General features: G+C 69.0%; 24 protein-coding genes. 8 read left to right on the top strand and 16 right to left on the bottom strand.

Annotated features, from left to right (window positions below; all coding sequences use genetic code 11):
• On the top strand, positions 1–755 hold a 755-nt coding region (locus ACESK5_RS14170; RefSeq protein ID WP_372912233.1), incomplete at its 5' end, for an ATP-binding protein.
• Between the two features lie 3 nt (positions 756–758).
• On the opposite strand, the gene ACESK5_RS14175 is transcribed toward ACESK5_RS14170, so the two are convergent.
• From ACESK5_RS14175 to pcn, 3 genes are all read right to left on the bottom strand, one after another.
• Complete coding sequence (locus tag ACESK5_RS14175) at positions 759–1,304, bottom strand: hypothetical protein (RefSeq protein ID WP_372912234.1); 546 nt, start codon at positions 1,302–1,304, stop codon at positions 759–761.
• Positions 1,301–1,522 carry a UPF0175 family protein gene (locus ACESK5_RS14180; RefSeq protein WP_372912235.1) on the bottom strand — a complete coding sequence of 74 codons (222 nt, stop codon included), beginning with the start codon at positions 1,520–1,522 and terminating at the stop codon, positions 1,301–1,303. The genes ACESK5_RS14175 and ACESK5_RS14180 overlap by 4 nt, the downstream gene beginning before the upstream one ends.
• A 168-nt stretch (positions 1,523–1,690) precedes the next feature.
• Positions 1,691–2,446 (bottom strand): proliferating cell nuclear antigen (pcna), encoded by a 756-nt coding sequence (gene pcn, locus ACESK5_RS14185; RefSeq protein ID WP_372912236.1) that lies wholly within the window; start codon positions 2,444–2,446, stop codon positions 1,691–1,693.
• Between the two features lie 493 nt (positions 2,447–2,939).
• Here pcn and ACESK5_RS14190 point away from each other — a divergent pair, with 493 nt between their 5' ends.
• The gene (locus tag ACESK5_RS14190; RefSeq protein ID WP_372912237.1) at positions 2,940–3,716 is read left to right on the top strand and encodes a 23S rRNA (uridine(2552)-2'-O)-methyltransferase; all 777 of its coding nucleotides are present in this window, start codon (positions 2,940–2,942) and stop codon (positions 3,714–3,716) included.
• Here ACESK5_RS14190 and ACESK5_RS14195 read toward each other — a convergent pair.
• The 4 genes from ACESK5_RS14195 to ACESK5_RS14210 form a co-directional block, all read right to left on the bottom strand.
• The gene (locus ACESK5_RS14195; protein WP_372912238.1) at positions 3,713–3,922 is read right to left on the bottom strand and encodes a hypothetical protein; all 210 of its coding nucleotides are present in this window, start codon (positions 3,920–3,922) and stop codon (positions 3,713–3,715) included. The genes ACESK5_RS14190 and ACESK5_RS14195 overlap by 4 nt on opposite strands.
• Positions 3,923–4,021: 99 nt before the next feature.
• Positions 4,022–4,732 carry a queuosine precursor transporter gene (locus ACESK5_RS14200; RefSeq protein WP_372912239.1) on the bottom strand — a complete coding sequence of 237 codons (711 nt, stop codon included), beginning with the start codon at positions 4,730–4,732 and terminating at the stop codon, positions 4,022–4,024.
• Entirely contained in the window at positions 4,725–4,898 is a 174-nt protein-coding gene (locus ACESK5_RS14205) for a ribbon-helix-helix domain-containing protein (RefSeq protein WP_103427214.1), read from the bottom strand. Before ACESK5_RS14205 ends, ACESK5_RS14200 begins: the two co-directional genes overlap by 8 nt.
• A gap of 228 nt (positions 4,899–5,126) precedes the next feature.
• Complete coding sequence (locus ACESK5_RS14210) at positions 5,127–7,289, bottom strand: twin-arginine translocase subunit TatC (RefSeq protein WP_372912240.1); 2,163 nt, start codon at positions 7,287–7,289, stop codon at positions 5,127–5,129.
• Between the two features lie 109 nt (positions 7,290–7,398).
• Here ACESK5_RS14210 and ACESK5_RS14215 point away from each other — a divergent pair, with 109 nt between their 5' ends.
• Positions 7,399–8,931 (top strand): twin-arginine translocase subunit TatC, encoded by a 1,533-nt coding sequence (locus ACESK5_RS14215; RefSeq protein ID WP_372912241.1) that lies wholly within the window; start codon positions 7,399–7,401, stop codon positions 8,929–8,931.
• Positions 8,932–9,168: 237 nt separating this feature from the next.
• Here ACESK5_RS14215 and ACESK5_RS14220 read toward each other — a convergent pair whose 3' ends face one another.
• Positions 9,169–9,666, bottom strand: coding sequence for an SRPBCC family protein (locus ACESK5_RS14220; RefSeq protein ID WP_372912242.1), 498 nt, complete (start codon positions 9,664–9,666; stop codon positions 9,169–9,171).
• A gap of 107 nt (positions 9,667–9,773) precedes the next feature.
• Between ACESK5_RS14220 and ACESK5_RS14225 the strand changes: the two genes are divergently transcribed.
• Positions 9,774–10,418 (top strand): histidine phosphatase family protein, encoded by a 645-nt coding sequence (locus ACESK5_RS14225; protein ID WP_372912243.1) that lies wholly within the window; start codon positions 9,774–9,776, stop codon positions 10,416–10,418.
• 24 nt (positions 10,419–10,442) lie between these two features.
• Here ACESK5_RS14225 and larE read toward each other — a convergent pair whose 3' ends face one another.
• Positions 10,443–11,312 (bottom strand): ATP-dependent sacrificial sulfur transferase LarE, encoded by an 870-nt coding sequence (gene larE, locus ACESK5_RS14230; RefSeq protein ID WP_372912244.1) that lies wholly within the window; start codon positions 11,310–11,312, stop codon positions 10,443–10,445.
• Positions 11,313–11,447: 135 nt separating this feature from the next.
• On the opposite strand from larE, the gene ACESK5_RS14235 reads away from it, so the two are divergent.
• On the top strand, positions 11,448–13,418 hold the full coding sequence (locus ACESK5_RS14235; protein ID WP_372912245.1) for a helix-hairpin-helix domain-containing protein: 1,971 nt from the start codon (positions 11,448–11,450) through the stop codon (positions 13,416–13,418).
• Positions 13,419–13,427: 9 nt separating this feature from the next.
• Here ACESK5_RS14235 and ACESK5_RS14240 read toward each other — a convergent pair whose 3' ends face one another.
• From ACESK5_RS14240 to ACESK5_RS14250, 3 genes are all read right to left on the bottom strand, one after another.
• Positions 13,428–13,784, bottom strand: a complete 357-nt coding sequence (locus ACESK5_RS14240; protein ID WP_372912246.1) for a hypothetical protein — start codon at positions 13,782–13,784, stop codon at positions 13,428–13,430.
• Entirely contained in the window at positions 13,784–14,143 is a 360-nt protein-coding gene (locus tag ACESK5_RS14245) for a helix-turn-helix domain-containing protein (RefSeq protein WP_372912247.1), read from the bottom strand. Before ACESK5_RS14245 ends, ACESK5_RS14240 begins: the two co-directional genes overlap by 1 nt.
• 92 nt (positions 14,144–14,235) lie before the next feature.
• Positions 14,236–15,552: a hypothetical protein gene (locus tag ACESK5_RS14250; RefSeq protein ID WP_372912248.1), complete on the bottom strand. Its 1,317-nt coding sequence runs from the start codon at positions 15,550–15,552 to the stop codon at positions 14,236–14,238.
• A gap of 186 nt (positions 15,553–15,738) precedes the next feature.
• Between ACESK5_RS14250 and ACESK5_RS14255 the strand changes: the two genes are divergently transcribed.
• A complete protein-coding gene (locus tag ACESK5_RS14255) occupies positions 15,739–16,863 on the top strand; it encodes an ORC1-type DNA replication protein (protein ID WP_372912249.1) in 1,125 nt (374 codons plus the stop codon).
• Positions 16,864–17,199: 336 nt separating this feature from the next.
• Here the strand turns inward: ACESK5_RS14255 and ACESK5_RS14260 are convergent, their stop codons facing one another.
• The 3 genes from ACESK5_RS14260 to ACESK5_RS14270 are packed head-to-tail and all read right to left on the bottom strand — an operon-like array spanning position 17,200 to position 18,916.
• Positions 17,200–17,895, bottom strand: coding sequence for an SDR family NAD(P)-dependent oxidoreductase (locus tag ACESK5_RS14260; protein WP_372912250.1), 696 nt, complete (start codon positions 17,893–17,895; stop codon positions 17,200–17,202).
• A 48-nt stretch (positions 17,896–17,943) separates the two neighbouring features.
• Positions 17,944–18,462: a hypothetical protein gene (locus ACESK5_RS14265; RefSeq protein WP_372912251.1), complete on the bottom strand. Its 519-nt coding sequence runs from the start codon at positions 18,460–18,462 to the stop codon at positions 17,944–17,946.
• Positions 18,455–18,916, bottom strand: a complete 462-nt coding sequence (locus ACESK5_RS14270) for a hypothetical protein (RefSeq protein WP_372912252.1) — start codon at positions 18,914–18,916, stop codon at positions 18,455–18,457. Before ACESK5_RS14270 ends, ACESK5_RS14265 begins: the two co-directional genes overlap by 8 nt.
• Positions 18,917–18,998: 82 nt before the next feature.
• Between ACESK5_RS14270 and rpiA the strand changes: the two genes are divergently transcribed.
• Positions 18,999–19,688: a ribose-5-phosphate isomerase RpiA gene (rpiA, locus tag ACESK5_RS14275; RefSeq protein WP_372912253.1), complete on the top strand. Its 690-nt coding sequence runs from the start codon at positions 18,999–19,001 to the stop codon at positions 19,686–19,688.
• Positions 19,689–19,860: 172 nt separating this feature from the next.
• On the opposite strand, the gene ACESK5_RS14280 is transcribed toward rpiA, so the two are convergent.
• A complete protein-coding gene (locus tag ACESK5_RS14280; RefSeq protein ID WP_103427114.1) occupies positions 19,861–20,028 on the bottom strand; it encodes a DUF1931 family protein in 168 nt (55 codons plus the stop codon).
• 273 nt (positions 20,029–20,301) lie between these two features.
• Between ACESK5_RS14280 and larB the strand changes: the two genes are divergently transcribed.
• Positions 20,302–21,072, top strand: a complete 771-nt coding sequence (larB, locus tag ACESK5_RS14285; protein ID WP_372912254.1) for a nickel pincer cofactor biosynthesis protein LarB — start codon at positions 20,302–20,304, stop codon at positions 21,070–21,072.
• Positions 21,073–21,242 lie beyond the last annotated feature (170 nt).

A 21,242-nucleotide genomic window follows, 5' to 3' on the forward strand; every position in this document is an offset into this window, starting at 1 on the left:
GCCGTCGCACGCTCGAGGCGGTTCCCTCCGACATCGACCACTCACACGGCACCACGGTCGGCCGAACTATCGCACTCAACGACATCACCGAACGCGAGGCCCGCCGCCAGCGCCTCGAGGTCTTCAACCGCGTCCTGAGACACAACCTCCGGAACGAGATGAACGTCGTCGTGGGCCGCGCCAGTGACCTCGCGGAGTCGCTCCCCGAACCCGAAGCGGCCCACGCCCGGACGGTTCACGACCGTTCGAAGGCGCTCGTCGCCCTCAGCGAGAAGGCCCGCGCGTTCGAGGAGGCGCTCGACGACGCCGGCACCACGTCGTCGGTTTCCCTTGCTACCGTCGTCGCGGATGTCGTCGACGACGTCCCCACCGCGAACGTAGACGTGGACGTTCCCCTCGAACTCACCGTCGAGACCAACGAAGAGGTCCTCCGGACCGTTCTCGCCGCCGTCGTGGACAACGCCGTCGAACACAACGACAGTCCTGTCCCCCGGGTCTCGGTGACAGCCCGAACGACGACCACCGACGGCGGCGACGGTGACGACGCCGTGGACGACGTCGTCGTCGAAGTCGCGGACGACGGACCCGGCATCCCCGCGTACGAACTCGACGTCCTCGCCGACGCCGGGGAGACGTCGCTCGAACACGGGAGCGGTCTGGGTCTGTGGATCATCGAGTGGGGGAGCTACTGGCTCGGTGCAGACCCCGAGTTCGAGACGGGCGACCAGGGGACGACAGTCCGGTTCCGGCTCTGAAGTTCAGCTCTGTTCCGTGCCGTCGACGAGTTCGCGGATGGAGTCGACGGGAACCGAGACGTCCCGGTCCCGCCACGTCGTGAGCGCCGCGTCGGCCGCCTCGAGCGAGAGTGCGTCCCGTTCGACGGCGCGAGCGACCAGGCCGACCGTCCCCGTGGTATGGACGCCGTAGCTCGAAGCGACGGCGCGGACGTCCCGGTCGTCCGTCGCGAGTGGCACGCCGGCGGCCCACGCCTGATACAGCACCGACGCCTCCCCCGTGGCGAGACGGTCGAAGAACTCGGGCTTCCGTTGTCGGACGAGTGACCCTGCTACGGTGATACCGCCAGCCGACGACGTGTCGAGCGGGTCGGAGAGGCCGTCGAGCGCTCGCGTGAGGCTGTCGAATCCCGCGTCGACGCCTGCGTCGAGTTCGGCGCGGACCGCGTAGGAGGTGCGGGGGTTCTCGACCGTCTCGGGGACGACGTCGACGACGTCGGCGACCGCGAGGTGTGCGAGTACCGTCGCGTCGAGGTAGAGCCGGTCGAACCCCGACTCGGCGTCGGTCATCTGACCGCGCGGACGACGTCGAGTTCACGCCGTGCCGTCTCGTCGTCCGCGCTTCCGAGCCGGAGTTCGACGCTCGACGCGCGGAGCCTCTCGCATAGCTCGAACCGCGAACAGTTCGCCCGCTCCGCCGCCTGCCCGAGCGTCAACTCGCCGAGGGCGTACTGGCCGACAGCCGCGACGAGTCGCTCGTCCGTCTCGGTCGGACCCGGTTCTGTCATTCTGAGAGACGTACTCGGCCGTCGAGTATGAAAGTACGGTTCGACGCCCGCGTGGCCGCTCGTCGGTTCGGACGGGAGTCGTCCCGTCGGCGACGCCACCGCACCCGGGTCCGCGGGTCGTCCGTGGGGTCCCGGGTGGACGGTCGGGTCAGTGTCGTCCGCCGTCGCTCAGTTGCTCTGGATGCGCGGCGCGAGCATGTACGTGACCTGTCCCTGTCCCTCTGCGATGGAGTAGTGGAGTTTGACCGGGAACTCCTCGCCGAGTTCGACCGTCACCTCGGCGTCTTTCGGGATGGCCTTGTTCATGTCCTTGAGGTAGTCGAGCGAGAACAGCGAGTTCGCCGGACCGGCCGAGAGCGAGATGAGGTCGGCCTTCGTGAGCGTGAGGTCGACGTCGTCGGTGTCACCCTCCGCCTCGACGTGGAACGTCTCTTCCTCTTCGTCGACGCGCAGCGAGATGTGGTCCGAGACCATGTCGGCGGCCTTGATTCCCCGGTCGAGTTGTGCGCCCTCGAGGACGATGCTGGCGGGGAGGTCGAGGTCGGGGATGTCCGGTTCCTTCCGAATCGAGTCGGGGTCGATGAGCGCCAGCGTGTACGACAGCTGTGAGTCGGCCGTGTCGATCTGAATGTGGAGTTTGCGCGTCTCCTCGTTGAGTTCGAGATGCACGAGGTCGTCGGCGTTCGCCATCTTCGCAATCTCCTCGAGTCGGTTGAGGTTGACGCCGATGACCCCTCCGTCGGCCTCGTACGACTCGAACGCGGCCGCCTCCAGGGTGAGGTCGACCATCCCGACGTTCGCAGGGTCCACGGCCGTAATCGAGAGGTCGTCTTCGTTCAACCGAATCTTGCACTCCTCGACGAGGACGCTCACTGAGTCGAGCGCGTCGCGGAGCGTCGCGGCGCTCACGATGGCGTTGAACATGTACCCGCAGGTAGGATAGCGGTCTTAAAAATACTCCTGATTTGGCGTCTCTCGCGCGGGTCGTCGACGGCCGTGCGGTGCGGCGCGCTGCCCCACGTGGTACGCGGCCGGTTCGTTCTCGAACGGTTGACAGTCTCGATTAATAAAAATAATTTGAAGTGATAGCAGTCCGAACTGTCGCTGTCCTGTACATGCAGGACGTCTCCGGATGGTTTCGACTTCACCCACCTCCCCGGGTGACGCGACCACCGGGTCTTCCCCCTCCCCCCACCTTGTCTTCCAACCGTCATATCAGAACTGAGACACTGACGAGCAGCTGATGTGAGGCGCCGACGCCTCCGCTGAGCCTCCACCCGGTGCGCCCCGGCCGTCGCAAGCGGCCGTCCCTCGCATCCGATGTGCCTTTCCGGGTCGACGGCGTCGTCCGTAGTATGAACGCAGATTCGCCGGTCGGCCCCACGCGGGATCTGCCGGAGAGTTCGGTGAGGCACGTATGACGGGCAAGGACGAGTACTACAACCGCGCCAAGCAGGAGGGCTACCGCGCCCGCTCGGCGTACAAGCTCAAACAGCTAGACGAGGACGCGGGGCTGTTCGGCCCCGGAAACACCGTCGTCGACCTGGGCGCCGCTCCGGGCGGGTGGCTCCAGGTCGCCGCCGAGGCGGTCGGTCCCGAGGGCCGCGTCGTCGGTGTCGACCTCCAGCGCATCAGGCCGCTCGACCGCGAGGACGACGTCGTCGAGACGATTCGCGGCGACATGACCGACGAGGAGACCCGCGCGCGCATCACGGAACTCGTCGGCGAGGAGGGGGCGGACGTCGTCGTCTCCGACATGGCCCCGAACATGACCGGCGAGTACTCGCTGGACCACGCCCGGTCGGTCTACCTGGCGCGGCAGGCGTTCGAGACGGCCCTCGAGGTCCTCGCCACCGGTGGCGACTTCGCGGTGAAGGTGTTCGACGGTCCCGACGTCGCCGACCTCCGCGAGGAGATGGACGCGGAGTTCCAGTACGTCCGGTCGATTCGTCCCGACGCCTCCCGCGACGCCTCCTCCGAACAGTACCTCGTCGGTAAGCACCGCATCACGGCGCCCGTCCGTGCCGGCGACGAACTCGAGGTGGCCGTCGAGGACGTGGGAAGCGAGGGCGACGGTATCGCCAAGGTCGAGGGGTTCACGCTGTTCGTCCCCGGCGCCGACGTGGGCGAGACGCTCCGCGTCAGGGTGACGGACGTGAAACCGCGGTTCGGCTTCGCCGAACGGCTGGACTAGGCCTCGTCGCCGCGCCGTCCCTGCGACGGCCGCTCGACGATGAGGTCGAGTCCCAGCCGGGTCGCACAGTCGCCTCGCCACGCGCCCCGACACCGGCCGGTCGCGACGATGTCGGTGAACGACGTGTAACTCCCGCAGTTCGGGCATCGTACTCCCCGCTCCATCGCGTCGTCCTCGGAGAGACGGATTCTGCGGCGGTCGGACATACGTGGGCTACGGTAGCACGGGTGATAAACTAGCCCGGCAGTTCGGTCGGCCGCGGGGCGACAGGACGCCGGAGTCGGTCGATTCGACGGCTCGACGGCTCACTCACCGGCCCAGGGATTCGCCGCCGCCCGGTCGGTGCCGTCGCGCACGAACCGCACCACGGCGTAGACGAAGGGCGTGTCGACGACGGCGATGAGCAGTTTCAGGAGGTACTGTCCGACGGCGAGCGAGACGAGCACCGGGACCGGGAGCACCTGCCCCGTCCCGAGGAGTGTCGGGGCGACGAAGAACGCGACAGAGACGAAGAGCACCGTGTCGATGGCCTGAGACGTCGCCGTCGAGCCGACGTTGCGGAGCCACAGGTAGCTCCCGTCGGTGCGTTCCCGGAGCGCGTCGAAGACGACGACGTCCCAGTTCTGGCTGACGACGTACGCGAGCAGGCTCCCGGCGACGATGTTGGTGCTCGCGCCGAGCACCGTCGCGAACTGCGCGGGGTCGACGCTCGTCGGCGCGGCGGGTGCGAGGATGGTACTCCACACGAGCGCCAGGAGGACGAAGTTCATCGCGAACGCGACGTTGACGAGCACCTGCGCGGCCCGTTTCCCGTACAGCTCCGCGTAGCAGTCGGACGCGAAGAAGGTGAGCGCGTACGCGAGCGCCGCCCCCGGGAGGAACACCGTCGACCCGGTGGGGCCGAGCGAGACGGGTAGCGGAACGGCGAGCACCTTCGAGGCCGTCAACTGGGCGGTGACGAGTGCCGTGACGAACAGCGCGACGAGCGCCGTGCGAGCGGTCTCGCGCCTACTCATCCTCGATACGACCGTGACGCTTGTCGATTTCGTCGAGGAGGTCGAGTGTCTTCCGAATCGACGCCCGGATGGCGTCAGAGCGGTTGACGAACTTCTTGTCGTCGCCGACGTGTTCGTCCAGGTCGGCGAGCAACTCGTCGGGGACTTCGACGCTTATCTTGGCCATACCGTGGGATTCTCACAGGAACACTTACGCTTACGCTTTCACGCGCGAGGACGGACCCGGGCCAGGGGTCCGCATCCGATAGCCCGTCCGTGCGACTGCGGACACGAGCCATCCGGTCGTCCATCGTCCATCGTCTATCGTCCACCGTCCGACTGCGGCCGTGGGTGTGCCTGCCGCACCGACCGCGGCGACCACGGTGGCTGCGCGCGTCCACTGCACACGGCGACGCTACACGTCTGCCGTCCGCGGCTTCGCGAGGTTCCGCCGCCCGCCGAGCGTGATGACGTACAGGACTCCGAGCCCCGCGCCGTACGCCACCATCAGGGGCACGGTGACGAGGAACATCGTGATGACGTCCGCGGGGGTGAAGAGCGCCGCGAAGGCGAGGATGCCGACCGTCACCTCGCGCCACCGTTCGCGCATCGTCCGGTAGCTGACCCCGGCGGTGTTCAGAAGCACCATCAGCACCGGGATGTCCACGAGGATGCCGATGCCGGCGGTGGTGAAGAAGATGAGCCAGAAGAAGTTGGTGATGCGGTAGGCGATGATCATGTTCGACTGGACGGCATCGGCGACGAGGAACGAGATGATGGTCGGCGCGACGTAGCTGTAGCCGAGCGCGAACCCGCCCAGGAGGCCGACAGTGAGCGCGCCGGCCCAGCCGAAGACGGCCCGGCGGCGGTGCCGAACGACGTTCCGCTCGCGCAGTGCGGGCCACGCGTAGTACGCGACGACGGGGAGCGTCACCAGCACGGCGATGAGCGTCGAGAACTTCACCTCGAAGATGAGCGCCTCCATCGGGTGGAGGGCGACGACGGTGATGTTCTGGTCGGGCGTCACCTCCGGCGGCAGCTGCGAGAGGAACTGCTCGAAGACGGCGCCCATGCCACCGGTGTAGAGCCAGCCGAACACCCCAGCGAGCGTGACGCCGAAGACGGCGGCGATGCGGAACGACTTCGAGGTGATGGAGTCGAGGACGAACGCGATTTCGTCGTAGTAGCCGCCGACGTCGTCCTCGTCCTTCTCCCCCTCGGTCAGTTCCGAGAGGAACGTCCCCGTCGCCCGCTCGGTGCGGTCGGTCACGTCGTCGACGGGGTCGACGTCCTCCGCCTGCTCCTCGGCGTTCCGCTCCTCTTCGGCGGCGTCGAACCGGTCGAGGATGGCCCGTGCCTTGTCCTTGTCGCCCGCCTCCATCGCCTGACTCGACAGCCGGAGCGCCTCCGACTCTTCCATGTCGGCGAACGCCTCGGGGGGTGCGGCGCGGACGCCCATCGCGTCGAGTTCTGCGACGTCGATGTCGCTCGGGTCGCCGACCGTCCCGGGCGTGGCGCTCCCGGCGAGCGCGACGATGTCGGTGTAGACGAAGTACATCGCGGCGAGGACGAGTGCGAGCAGGCCCGTGGCGGCGACGTACGCGTACAGCAGCGTCTCCTCGGGGACGACTGTCCGGTAGTCGGAGCCGGCGGCGGCGAGGAGGTCGTTCGCGGCGGCGACGCCGCCGTAAGTGAAGAAGCCGTAGGCGGCGGCCCCTCCGAGGACGGCGACGCCCGCGAGGAGGTTCCACCGCGTCGTGAGCGTCCGTTTGACGTCGAGGCGGTCCGAGCCACGGCGGGCAGTCGTGACGACCCGCGCGAGGTACAGCGAGAACCCGTACAGGGTGATGACGGGCATCGCCCACAACACTTGCGTGAAGGGGTCCGGCGGGGTGAACAGCGCCCCCGCGAGAAAGATGCCGGCGATGGCGTGGCGCCACTTGTCGCGGAACGTCTCGTAGGGAACGATTTCGGTGTACGACAGCCCCGTCATCACCAGCGGTAGCTGGGTCGCGAGGCCGAACGAGACGGTCAAGAGGAAGATGAACTGTGCCCACTTGACGATGGAGTACGTCGGGGCGAAGCCGGCCGAGATGGCGTTGTTCGCGAGGAACGCGAACGTGAACGGGAAGAACACCAGGTAGCCGTACGCGACTCCGAGGACGAACAGCACGACCATCGTGGCGACGAGGACGACGAGCTTCCACACCGGAATCGGCGACGACGGCCAGAGGTCCCGCGCCCGCAACGCGTCCCGGGAGAAGTAGATGAACGGTGGAACCGCGAAGAGGACGCCGACGACCAGCCCGATTTTCGCCTGGAGCAGAATGACGTCGAACGGCGTCTGGGCGATAATCTCGACGCTCTCGGCCGTGAGGGAGTTCATCTTCGCCTCGGTGATGCCCTTGAAGAAGTCCCAGACGTACAGCCGAAGCGCGTAGAACGTCCCGAGGAAGCCGACGAGGAAGACGATGAACACCTTCTGGAGGTCTTTCTGCGCCGCGCGCAGCATCGCACCCGCCGTCTCCCGTCCCTGTGCGATGGTCTGGCGAGTATCCTCGTCGAGCGCGCTAGACATACGTGATGAGAGTGAGTTGGCCGTTATCAACCTTTTTCATCTCGGCGCGGCCTCGCTCGCGGGACGATGGAAAAAGGCCTATAACCGCCGGGTGGCCTACTCCGAACCAATGGGTGACGATTCGGAGCCGCACGGGTCTCGACCCGAAGACTCGGAGGACTCGGTCGACACCGACGCGGTGGTCGGGGCCGAACGCCCGTCGGACGTCGACAGCGGAGAGCGCCCGGACTCTGCCGACGGTGGCTCCGACGCAACGCCCGATGTCGAACCCGACGTCGACAGTGGCTCCGATTCTGCTCCCGATTCCGACGCCGCTGACGACACCGCCCCGACGGACACCGACGGCGACGACGTCGCTCCCGACGAATCCGACGCGGCGTCCGCCGAGACGGACGGGGCGGCGAGCGGGCCGGACGACGTCGACTGGACCACGTACGCCGCCGCCGACCGGGACGCCGACGGCATCCCGAATCCGACCCCCCCGCCGTCGAATCTCGTGGGGGACGACCCGGACCGCATCGCCGGACCCGGAGACGGAGACGAGGAGGGGGACGCGTCCGACGACTCCGACGCCACTGCCGCGTCCGCCGACGTTTCGACGGCGTCCTCCGGGGACGCCACCGGTGACACGGACGCGACTGGCGACAGCGAGGGTTCGGCCGACGACACCGACGACGGCTTCGAATTCGACGAGCCACGGACGGACGACGGCGTCGAGACGAACGTGCAGAGCGACGACGCAACCGCGAGTGCGGCGCCCACCGAGGCTCCCGCGACGAGTCCCGTGGCCGAACCCGAGTCCGCGGGCGAGGCACCTGCGGATGCCCGGGACGCCCCGGCGACGAGTTCGGAAGTCGTCGAGGACGCTCCCGCCTACGACCCCGCGATAGCGGACGACGACGGCGACTTCTTCGACGGTCCCGAGTCCGACGTCGAGATGCCCCTCGCGGACCACATCGAGGAGATGGTCCGCCGACTCGGCGTCGTCTTCCTCATCGCGGGCGTCGTCGGCGTCGTCGTCTTCCCCATCGCCGACGACCTGGTCAACTTCCTCTGGAACACGCACATCCCCGGTGCGACCACCATCGAGTCGCGCCGGCCGCGGCTGTACGGCCCGCTCGAACTCATCCTCACCGAACTGAAGGTCGCCGGCCTCGCCGGGTTCGTCGTCGGCCTCCCCGTGTTCGTCTACCAGACGTATCGGTTCATGCGCCCCGGGCTCTACCCCAGAGAGCGGAAGTACTACCTCGCGGCCGTCCCGACGAGCCTCATCCTCGCGTTCGTCGGCGTCGCGTTCGCCCACTTCGTCGTCCTCCCCGCCATCTTCGCGTACTTCACCTCCTACACCATCGGCACCGCCGTCATCGCGTTCGGTCTCAAGGAGACGTTCGGACTCATCCTCGTGCTGATGGGCTACATGGCGCTCGTCTTCCAGATTCCGCTCTTCATCATGCTCGCCATCATGATGGACCTCGTCACGCGGCAGTGGCTCACCGAGAAGCGCCTGCTCTTCTGGGGCGGGTTCCTCGGACTCTCGTTCCTGGTCTCGCCGGACCCGACCGGGATGGCGCCCATCATCATCGCCGCGACGATGATCACGCTGTTCGAGGGGACGCTGTTGCTCCTGCGGTGGGTCGACTGACGTCGACAGCTCACACTGTCGCTCGCAGGTCCCGGCGGCGCTTCCCGTCGGACGCGACGTCTCTCGTCGGGCGAAGGTTCACGTACGAACCCGCGGCCACCGCCGTGTGTGCGCTGACCGTCACCACGGGGTGGGACGCGAGTGTGCGGCACGTCGTCCCGTGTTCGAGCGTGTGCCGCCTGTTCGCCATCGGTCGCCGTCGCCGTCGTCGTTCGGCCGTTCGGCTGCTCGGCCCGTTCAGGCCGTCCGGTGACTCCCGCCGCGCGTCGTCGGCACCCCTGCCTCAGTCTCCTCTGCGCGCTCGACACCGTCCTCGACGCGGCGTTTCAGCGCCGCGTTCATCGCCTCGAACCCACGTTCGGTCCCCGGTCCGACGAGTCGCCAGACGAGTGGCACGAGCGCACCGGTGAACACCTCGGCGTGCGTTACGGCGGTGCGAGTCCCGTCGTCGAGCGGTTCGAGGACGAACCGGTGTTCGCCGTCGAAGACGCCCGGACGCCAGAGGTGGCCGAGCCACCGCAGTTCGTGGTCGGCTTCGACGTGTGTCACTGTCGGCCGGAACCGCATCGCTCGACCGCCGGGCGGGGTGAGTTCGACGTGGAGGCGGGCGTTCCGCGTCGGGCGTCCCGCGACGCGAGCGAACGGGTTCCACTCGTGGTAGTGTTCGAAGTCGGTGAGCACGTCCCACACCCGTTCGGGCGGGGCGTCGATGTCGACGTGTGTGGAGAGTTCCATACCCGTCAGTCGTCGTCTCGGGACGTGAAGTTGCCGTCGTGGGCATCTCTGCCACGCCGAGTCGTCGCACGGAAACGCTCATCGCACTCCGTGTCGTAGCCCGCCGCATGGCCACGGTACTCCTCGTTCGCCACGGCGAGACGACGTGGAACCGGAGCGGGCGCGTGCAGGGGTGGGCACCGACGTCGCTCACGGACCGGGGGCGCGAGCAGGCCGCTACGCTCGGTGCGCACCTCGCGTCGACGGTCGACGTCGACAGACTCGTCTCCTCGGACCTCAGGCGGGCGGCGGAGACTGCGCGGTACGTCGCACGTGAGGTCGGGTGCGACCTGACGACTGACGCTGCCTGGCGCGAGCGCGACTTCGGCTGTCTCCAGGGGTTCTCGCCGACCGAGGTGTTCGAGGCGTACCCGGAGTACGCCCTCTCCGTCTCGGGCGCCTCCGCCGCGACTGTCCGTCCCGACAGCGGTGAGGCGCTCGTCGAGGTGCGCGAGCGGGTGCTCGACCGCTGGGAGCGGTTGCGGACCGACCTTGAACCGGACGAGACGGTCGTCGTCGTCGCCCACGGCGGGCCGAATCGACTGCTGCTCGGCTCGATTCTGGACTACGACGTCGTCGACTCCGTTCTCGACATCGACCAGGACAACTGTGCGCTCAACGAGATACACACCTCGGACCCACGCGTGGTCCGCCAGAACGACACCCGGTACCTCCCGGAGGACCTGACGGTCGACTCGGAGACCGTCGCGTAGGGGTCTCTCCGCGTCCCCTGCCGGTCAGTCGGAGGGGTACTCCTGTGCGAACACGTCCTCGACGAGTGGCTCGTCGTCCTCGTCGGCGGGACTCACGCTCCCCGTCCGGTAGCCTTCGAGATCGAGGGTCACGTGGTCGAACCCGAGTTCCGAGAGGTGGTCGTTCGCCGCCCGTGCGAAGTCGGGATCGAGCGCTCGCTCCAACTCGTCGTGTCCGACCTCGATGCGGGCGAGGCCGTCGTGGTCGCGGACGCGGAATTGCGAGAAGCCCCAGTCTCGCAGGAGCGCCTCGGCGCGCTCGACCCGGGTGAGTCGCTCCTCGGTGACCTCGACTCCGGTCGGGATGCGCGAGGAGAGACAGGCCATCGCGGGCTTGTCGGCGACCGACAGCCCGTAGCTGTCGGCGATGGCGCGCACCTCCTCTTTGGTGACGTCGTGAGCCAGAAGCGGCGAGAACACCTCCAGTTCCTCGACGGCGCGGAGGCCCGGTCGGTGCCCCTCGCCGGGGTCCGAGGCGTTCGTCCCGTCGCAGACGGTGTCGATGCCGAGATTCCGGGCGGCGTCGTACATCCGCCCGAGGCGCATCGTCCGGCAGTGGTAACAGCGGTCGCCGTCGTTCTTCACGAAGTCCGGGTTGTCGAGTTCGGAGAACTCCACGACCTCGTGGTGGATGCCGATCTCGTCGGCGACCCGCCGTGCCTCGTCCAGTTCGGCGTCGGGGAGGGTCTCGCTCTTCGCCGTACACGCCACGGCGTCGTCGCCGAGTGCGTCGTGTGCGAGCGCGGCGACCACGCTGGAGTCGACACCACCCGAGAAGGCGACGAGAACGCCCTCTCGCTCTCCGAGTGCGGCCCGCACCGCGTCGGCCTTCGCTTCCGTCGTGGCCGTGGTCATGCCCCCCCGTACCAGACCGAGCGGCAAAAGCGACGCGACTTCCTCGTCTCCCCGTCGAACCGGTCGCCGACGGCCCACCCGCACGCCCGTGCCGACCCGCAAGGTTTTGTCGGCCGGGGCGATACCACCACGCGAATGGACCTCACGGCGATTTCGGGCATCGGCGAGAAGACCGCGACGGCGCTCGCCGAACTCGACGACCCCGAGCGAGCGCTCCGCGCCGGCGACGTCGCCACGCTCGCCGAGGCCCCGGGTATCTCCGAGGGCCGTGCCGCCCGCATCGCCCGCGCGGCGATTCGCCACGAACACGGCGACGACGGCGGCTTTCTCGCGACCGACAACGCCGACGCCGTCTACTGCGACGTCCTCTCGCTTCTGAAACGTCGGACCGTGACGGACTACGCCGCGAAGCGCGTCGAGACGTTCTTCCCGACGTCCTCTCGGTCCCGCATCGACGAGGTTCGCGCCTTCGTCGCCGAGGCGGTCGAGCGAACGCCCGACGACGCCGTCCTCGATGCGCTCTCCGACGTCCGACCCCTGCACTCGCCCGCACCGGTCCGCGTCCGGGAACGCTGTCTCGCGACGATGGACGCCGAGCGGTACGCCGAGGCGAACGACGCGTTCCCCGAACTCTCCGTCGAAGTCGTCGACGACGCCCGCGGCCTCGCGGAACTCGCCCGGTCGTACTCGACGGTCGTCGCACTCGACGAGACGTTCGCCGGCGTCGACGTCACCGGCGACGTCCGCGTCCGTCCCGACGCGTTCGAGTGTCCCGACGAAATCGTCCCCGAACGCATCCTCTCCGTCTTCGCTGCGAACCGCGATGCCGTCCTCGCGGCCGCGGCCGTCCACGAGGCGGCCGACGAGACCCCACCCTGTGACCTCGACCGACTTCGCGCGGCGCTGGACCGCCTCGACGAGGACGGCACCCCCGCCGGCGACGCGGAACTCGACCGCCTCGTCCGTGCCGTCGACGACCTCGACGCGTCCGTCTCGACGGCGAAGTCGGTCGCTAACGACCGTCTCCGGGACGCCATCCGCGAACGCGACGTCACCATCGAAGGGACGGACTTCCTCTCGCTCGTCGAACAGGGTGCCCGCATCGACTCGCTGCTCTCTCGTGAACTGGCCGACGAGTACGACGCGGCCGTCGACGCCGCCCGCGACCACCTCGTCGACGCCCTCGCGCTCGACGAGAACGAGGTCGAACTCGCCCGGCGCGTCTTCGGCGGCGATCCGACGTTTCCCGTCGAGCGGCGCGACGACGCCGTCTCGCGGCTCCGAACGGAACTGACGGCCGCCCGCGATCAGCGCGCGGAGCGGTTGAAACGCGACCTCTCGGGCGAACTGTCGGACCTCCGCGGCCCCGTCGAGACCCTGGTGCGGGACGCGCTCGAACTCGACGTCGAACTCGCCGTCTCGCGCTTCGCCCGCGACTTCGACTGCACGGTGCCCGAGTTCGGCGGGTCGGGCTTTCGAATCGAGGGTGGCCGGTCGCCGCTGCTCGACGTCCCCTTCGACGAGGTCGACCCCGTCGACTACGGCGTGGAGGGCGTGACGCTCCTCTCGGGGGTGAACTCCGGGGGAAAGACGTCGACGCTCGACCTCGTCGCGCTCGTCGTCGTCCTCGCACAGATGGGCTTTCCCGTCCCGGCCGAGTCGGTCCGCCTCTCCCGGTTCTCCGAACTGCACTACTACGCGAAGTCGCAGGGGACGCTCGACGCGGGCGCGTTCGAGTCGACGCTTCGCGACTTCGCCGGAGTCGTCGACGGCGCGTCGGACCGGCTGGTGCTCGTCGACGAACTCGAATCCATCACGGAACCCGGCGCGTCGGCGAAAATCATCGCCGGCATCCTCGAAGCCCTCGACGAACAGGGGGCGACGGCCGTCTTCGTCTCCCACCTGGCGAGCGAAATCCGCGACGCCGCCACCTTCGACGTCGCCGTCGACGGCATCGAGGCGGTCGGCCTCGTCGACGGGGACCTGGTGGTGAACCGCTCGCCGGTGAAAGACCACCTCGCCCGGTCGACGCCCGAACTCATCGTGGAGAAACTCGCTGGCGACGACGAGACGGGCTTCTACGCGCGGCTGCTGGAGAAGTTCTGAACCGGTGGCTCAGGTGCCGCTGGTCCGTCCGCCCGACGCCACGTGGAGCGAGTAGGTGATGAGCGAGAGCCCGGCGAGCTGGAGCAGCCGGACAACGAGCCGAAACACGTCCTGGAACGACAGCGAGACGACGTGGAAGGCGATCATCCCCTGTCCGACGATGGCCAGGAGGTAGGTGACGCCGAACAGGAGGACCATCCCGGCCGAGAGGTACCGCATCGCCGGTTCGTCGTTGCGGCGGAGGCCGCGGTACGCCTGGTAGCCGATGTAGAGGCCGACGAGCGCCGACCCCGTCGACGCCGCTCCCGCGAGCAGGCCGACGAGCGACTCGTTCCCGAGCATCAGCGTCAGCGTCGGCATCAGCATCAGAACTTCCCCCACAGGCGCGTCAGTTCGTCGGCGACGTCCGTCTCGGTTCGCTCGACCGTCCAGTGCAGGTCGCCGTCCCGGACCGACAGTTCGAACCGTTCGAGCGCCGTCACGTACACCGTCTCGTGGTGGCCGTCGCTCCGTGGGCGCGTCCGCTCGCGGAGCAGGTCGGCGTCGACGAGGCGGTTCGTCCGGCGGTAGATGGCCGATACCGACACGTCACACCGCTCTGCGAGTTCCGCCGCAGACAGGGGCTCGGCGCTCGTTGCGACCAGTATCGACCGGACGTGGTCGTCGTCGAACAGGCCGACGAGCGTCGAGAGCTCCGGCTCTTCCGCCACGGGTTCATCGCTCATGGCACGGTGAAATAAATCGTCCGCCGACGGCAGCCACACCTCCCGTTCCGTCGTGGTCGGTCGGCCGGCGACTCCGACGTGGGCCCGGGCGGTCATCGGTTCCCCTCCAATTCGACACTGAACAGGGCTCGGCTCGCTGTCGACGCCGATTCGGGGACGAACGCGAGGACCAGCCTGGTCGCCGGTCGGCGCTCGCCCGCCTCGGCGGGGTCGGCCGCGTCGTCGACGTCGTCGGGGTCGAACACCGTGACGGCCGGCACGTCGCGTACGTCCACGGTCACGGCGTCGCCGGGTCCGAGTCGCTCGCGTTCGGTGGGGAGCGACCGGTCCGCCGGCCGCGTCCACCGGCCGTCCACGTCCGCGTCGAACCGGAGTGCGAGCGCGGCGGTCGGAACTGACGCGCCGGCCTCGTGCCGGAGCCGGACGGTCTCGGACTCGCTGTCGCGCGCGTACCCCCACGTGACCTGCGGCGGGTACGGCGGGTCGACGTCCGCCGGCTGGATTCCTGCTTCCGGTGGGATTCGACCTTCGACGGTGACGAGTCGGCCGTCGACCCGGAAGTCGGTGTTCTCTACCTCCCGCGTGAGAACCGTCCCGGTCTTGCTCCGGCGGCGAAGCTCTGCCTCAGGCGGTGTCTCACCCTCGGGGTAGCGGAACGTCCGCACGTGGTACGCCACCGCGCCGTCGAAGCGGAACCCCTCGCAACTCGCCCACGTCCGTTCGTCGTTCGGGGGGACGTACTCCACCATCCGGCTCTCGCCGACCGCGTCGGTGACGCGCCTGACCGTCCCGCTTTCCTCGTGGTAGCGGGGGAGTCGTCCGTCGTGCGCGTCGACGAGTGCCTCGACGTTCGGCCGGCCGTGGACGCGGTGACTCGCCCAGACGAGCGCGCCGTCGGTCACCACCGCGCGTCGCCGGACGTCCGACCGGACGAACACGTCGCCGCCCTCGTACGTCCCGCCCCGCCGGTAGCCGCTCTCGGTGAGTGTCGCCTCCGCAGTCGCCGGGTCGACCGCTTCGAGCACCGTCCCGAAGGGCGTCCTGAGCAGCCGGTCGTAGTTCGCGTAGGCGACGCCGAAGCAGTCGAGTTCGGCGAGGAGTCGCTTCCGCGGCGTGGTGAACCGGACCGGCGCCGGGTAGTCGAGTTCGGTCGGTTGCCTGAGGAGGAACGCGTAGTGTGCGTCGTCGAGGCCGACGGCGGTCGGCGCGGGGAGCCATCGTCTGTAGGCCGGCTCCGCGGCGGGCGGAACGTCGACGCGGCCGAAGCGCTGTGCGGAACCGAGCGGCGGGACCGCCGACGTGCACCCGGCAACGAGCGTCGTGATGCCGGCCGCACACGCGCCGGCCCCCTGCCGGAGCAGGGCACGGCGCGTCGTGTCGCGGGTGGAGGGAGCGTCGTTGGGAACCATCGTCACCACACCCTACTGGTGCCGCCAGTATCAGGGTGGGTGATGGACCGCACCTTCGCGCAGGCCGGCGAAACGTTGATATACGTCCTCGGAGGCTTCGCAAGCGGCCGTCCGCACGTCCCGCCGCGTCGTCCACTGTCACGGCCTGGCAAACGGTTAAGTAGCCACCGAAGCGAGGTGAAAGTGATGAGGGACGACCCCGAGGAGGGGATGCTGTCGTGGGACGAGACGGTGTTCCGCGACGAACACGTCTTCGAAATCGACCACGTCCCGGAGACGTTCGACCACCGCGAGAGCCAGCTAGAGAGCCTCAAGTACGCGCTCCGGCCGGCGGTCAGAGGGTCGCGTCCGCTGAACACCATCGTCCGCGGGCCGCCCGGAACCGGGAAGACCACCGCCGTCCAGAAGCTGTTCGGCGAACTCCGCGGGCAGTCGAGCGTCCGCGCCGTCCACGTCAACTGCCAGATGAACTCCACGCGGTACGCCGTCTTCTCCCGCGTCTTCGAGGACCTCTTCGAGTACGAACCGCCCTCCTCCGGCATCTCGTTCAAGAAGCTCTTCTCGCAGATTTCCGACCGACTCGTCGAGGACGACGAGGTGCTCGTCGTCGCGCTCGACGACGTGAACTACCTCTTCTACGAGAACGAGGCCTCCGACGTGCTCTACTCGCTCCTCCGGGCGCACGAGACGCACGCCGGGGCCCGAATCGGTGTCATCGTCGTCTCCTCGGACCTCTCGCTCGACGTCATCGACGAACTCGACGGGCGCGTCCAGTCGGTGTTCCGCCCCGAGGAGGTGTTCTTCCCCCGCTACGACCAGAGCGAAATCGTCGACATCCTGGGCGCACGCGCGAAGCGCGGCTTCCACGACGGCGTCCTGGACACGACGGGGCTGGACCGGGTCGCGGAACTCACCGCCGAGAGCGGCGACCTCCGGGTGGGAATCGACCTCCTCCGCCGTGCCGGCCTCCACGCGGAGATGCGCGCCTCGAAGCGCATCGAGAGCGAGGACATCGAGGCTGCCTACGACAAGTCGAAGCACGTCCACCTCTCGCGGTCGCTCCGTGGTCTCTCCGAGTCGGAACGGGCGCTCGTCCGCGTCATCGCGGACCACTCCGGCGAGCAGGCCGGCACCGTCTACGAGGCGTTCCACGAGGAGACCGACCTCGGGTACACCCGCTACTCCGAGATCGTCAACAAGCTCGACCAGCTCGGCCTCATCGACGCCGAGTACGCCGAGGTCGACGGGCGGGGTCGGTCGCGGTCGCTCACGCTCACGTACGACGCCGACGCGGTGAGAGAGCGGCTGTGAGAGACGGTCGGCGCGCCAAACGACGACCGGTTTCACGATCTCGCGGTGGCGTGACGCTCGCGGCTCCGTCCGCGAGCACACACGAGGGACGAGGCGCACAGTGCCCGAGCGAAGCGAGGTCACGAGCACCGCAGTCGGTTGGGGGAGACTCGTGGCTTCAGCGCCCTGGCGGCCGTCTCCCTCCTCCGTCTCTCGTGTGCTCCCCGACGACACCTCGACTCGTTCCTCGACGACACCTCGACTCGTTCCCCGACGACCCACCGACTCACTCCCAGACGACACACCGACTCCCCGCGCGCCGACACCTCGACTCCCTCTACCGGCACTCCCGCGTTCTCAGAACTCCTCGACGTGTGGCCGGAGGTCTAGCTCCAGCGTCCACGCGCTCCGGTCCTGCTCGACGAGGTGCCAGTACGAGTCGGCGATGGCGTCGGGGTCGAGATACTCTTCCGGCTGTTCGACCTCCTGTCCCGGCGGCAGGATGCTGCCGTCGATGACGACGTGGGCGACGTGTACCCCCTGCGGCCCGACCTCCCGCGCCATCGACTCCGCCAGCCCCCGTACGGCGAACTTCGCGCTGGAGAAGGCGGCCGCACCCCCTCGTCCCCTAATCGACGAGGTCGCGCCGGTGAAGATGATGGTTCCGCCCGTCCCCCCCTCGCCGAGCATGTCGTCGAGCGCCTCCTGTGAGCACTGCAACCCCGCGCGAGCGCCGACCTGCCAGGCGTGTTCGAACTCGTCGAGCGACACCTCCCGGACACCCTTCCACGACCCGCCGCTGGCGTGGTTGACGAGAACGTCGACGGGCCCTAGTTCGGTCCGAACCGTCTCGAACGCCGCCGCGACGTCGTCCGGGGCGGTGAGGTCCGTCGGGACGGCGACGACGCCGTCGCCGAAGTCGTCGGCGAGTCCCTCGACGTACGAGGCGGTTCGCGCGAGGAGTGCGACCCGACACCCTTCTTCGACGAACCGTCGAGCGAGCGACTCACCGAGGCCTGGACCGACGCCGGCGACCACGACAGTGTGTGTCATACTCGGTCGTAGGGTGCGAGGGAGAAAACCGTTCCCGCCGCGGTCCGCTCACGACACGAGCGCCGCGGCGACTCGGTCGAGCGCGACGTCGAGGGCGGCGAAGACGACACCCACCACCGCACCGACGATCGGCGCGAGGAGGCTGCCGGCGACGAGGACGAGTGCGGCGAACGTGGGGTTCGTCGCGACGAACGCCGCGACGGCGACACAGCCGAGGAGCGGCAGGCCGGTCACCGCTCCCCACCGCGCGCCCGCGCCGAGCGTTCCGCTGGCGTCCGCGAACGCGCACGCCGCGAGGTACCGACGGTTCGTCCACCAGGTCGACCCCCAGAGGACGAGGAAGAGCGCGAGGCCGACGAGCGTGTCGAGGCCGGCGAGGATGTCACCGAGCGCGTCCGGGGCGACGACGTGAGCGAGTGTGAGCGGGACGACCAGGAGGGCGGCGGCGTGGAACGTCGCGAGCGCCCACGCGGAGAGCGCGTCGTCCCCGTCACGTCCGTCACGCCCGTTCCGCCCGTCGCCACCCGGCCGCGTCCTCTCACCGCCCGTCCGGGCCGTCTCAGCCATGCGCCAGCACCTCCGCGAGCGTGAGCAGAGCGACCAGTCCGAGCGCCGTGACGCCGTACGCCCGTCGGAGCAGTCGAACCGGGACCTCGCCCGTCGAGCGGTCGGCCCGCACCAGGAGCCGCGTCCGCACGACGGACCCGACGAGGACGACGACGACGAGCGCGAGTTTCAGGTCGAGCGTCGTCCGCCACGTTCCGCCGGGGAGCGTGGGCGCGAACGAGCCGAGGTTGCCGACGCCGGTCATCACGAGCGTTCCGACGGCGGCCCAGAAGAGCCACTCGTAGGCGCGGGCGAGACAGACGACGTCGTCCCCGTCGTCGTCTGACGGTTCGACCCGGAGTCGGAGCCACGTCATGACGCCGCCGCCGACGGCGACAGTCGCCGCGAGGACGTGGAGCCAGCGGACGCCGAGCGTCGTCACCGCGAGCGGGGAGGGAAGCGAGAGGGGGACCATACGCCCGCTACTCCCGTCGGGGTGATGAGTCTCGGGGTGGGGTCGCGAGCTTTTTTTACTCGTCCGGTGCGGTCGGGGGTGTATGAAGACGACCGGCGGGAGCGACGAGGCGAAACGACGGGCGGGCGAGTCGGCCGCCGCCCTCGTCGAACCGGGGACGACAGTCGGCCTCGGAACGGGGAGCACCGCCGCCCACGCCATCCGACGCCTCGGCGAACGCGTCGCGGAGGGCCTCGACGTCGTCGGTGTGCCCACTTCGTTCGACTCGCGGCAGCGTGCCCGCGAGGCCGGGATTCCACTCCGTACGCTGGACGACGTCGACCGCATCGACCTCGCCATCGACGGGGCCGACCAGGTCGCCGACTTCGAACTCGTCAAGGGTGGCGGGGCGGCCCACGCTCGCGAGAAACTCGTCGACACCGCCGCCGAGCGGTTCGTCGTCGTCGTCGACCCCTCGAAGCGGGCCGACGTGCTCTCACACCCGGTTCCGGTGGAGGTGCTGCCGGTCGCACACGGCCTGGTCGCGGACGCTGTCCGCGACGAGGGTGGCGAACCGTCGCTCCGACGCGCCGAACGCAAGGACGGGCCGGTCGTGACCGACAACGGGAACCTCGTCCTCGACTGTGACTTCGGCGACATCACGGCGCCGGCGACGCTCGCCCGGACGCTCTCGGGCCTCCCGGGGGTGGTCGAACACGGACTGTTCGTCGGCACTGCGGACGAGATACACGTCGGGACCGAGTCCGGGGTCCGCGTCCACGAACGCGAGTGAGGTCCCCGCGGGTCGTGCTGCCAGTCGCCACTCGCCGGTCGCCGGTCGTCGGGGGCCGCTCTCGGAGGCTTCCGTACCGGTCGCTCGCCGGCCGTCACGCGCTGCCGGTGACGGACGGGTACACCTGTCCGTGGCGGGGGGAGAAATATCGAGAAGGTGAGTCGGCGGCGACTTACAGGTCGCGGGGCTGGACGGTCTTCCGGTCGTTTTCCTCGGCTCGACGAGCGGCGTCCTCGAGCAGCTCCTTCACTTCCGCGTCCAGCGCATCGTAGAAGTCGGAGGCTACGTTCTTGTCGCTGAGCGCTTCTTTGACGGCTGCCTTGACAATGAGGTCTGCCATACGAGGTACAGTATCAGCCCCTTATTAATAAGATTTCCCCAAACGACTGTCTCTGCCGGTGTATCGGTCGAATTCGGCTTTTCGGAGGAGTGGATTTATATACTATGCCCGATAACGGGGGTGTCAGTCCTCGTTCGGCCCCGATATCGGACCGTAGTCGGTCCCGACCGACCCGGACAGTATCATCTATCGAACACGTCGGCGGGTGCTGTCCCTCCCGCGCCGGCGTGCCGGAGCGACACCTATGTGACCACCGAGCCTCGACGGTCCGGTATGCGAGACATCCTCGATGCGGTCGCGGCGGGTGACCTCTCACCCGAGGCTGCAGAGGCACGACTGCGCGGGTACGCGACCACGGAAGCGGGACGGTTCGACGCCGCCCGCGAGACGCGACGGGGGGTCCCCGAGGCGATTCTGGCCGAAGGGAAGACGCCGACCGAGACGGCCGACCTGGCCGCGACGAGCGTCGAGACGACCGGCCGCGCCGTCGTCACTCGCGTCGACGACGAGACCGCACGGGTCGTCCAGAGCGGCCTCCCCAACTCCGTCGACGTCGACCACGACGAGCGTGCGCGGACGCTCGTCGCCCACGCTCCCGACTACGACCCTCCCGCGCTCGACGCGACGGTGGCCGTGGTCACCGCCGGGACCTCCGACGCGCCCGTCGCGGGCGAGGCGCGGGTCGTCGCCCGCGAGATGGGCGCGGCCGTCGAGTGGATCGAGGACGTGGGCGTCGCTCACCTCGGACGGGTCGTCGACGTCCTCGACCCTATCCGCGCGGCGGACGTCGTCGTCGTCGCGGCCGGCCGCGAAGGCGCGCTCCCGACGGTCGTCGCCGGCCTCGTCGACACACCTGTCGTCGGGCTTCCCGTCTCGACGGGCTACGGGTTCGGTGGCGACGGCGAGGCCGCGCTCGCGGGGATGCTCCAGTCCTGTACCGTCCTCTCCGTCGTCAACGTCGACGCCGGATTCGTCGCGGGCGCGCAGGCCGGCCTCGTCGCCCGCGCCGTCGACGCCGGTCGGTCGGCCGAACGACGCGACTGACAGGCGGCCCGCTGTTCGTCCGGACGCCCGCGACGTCGCCCGGGCCCGGTTCAAATCGTGGCGTCTCTCGTCCGCTAACTGAACGGACTTCCACTCCCCGCGCGTGCGCGCGAAGCCCTATAACCCTGTACTCCTAACCGAGAGTCACCGGCACTGGTGGTTGCCGGGCG

The organism is Salinigranum sp., from assembly GCF_041641895.1.
Taxonomy (GTDB): Archaea; Halobacteriota; Halobacteria; order Halobacteriales; family Haloferacaceae; genus Salinigranum.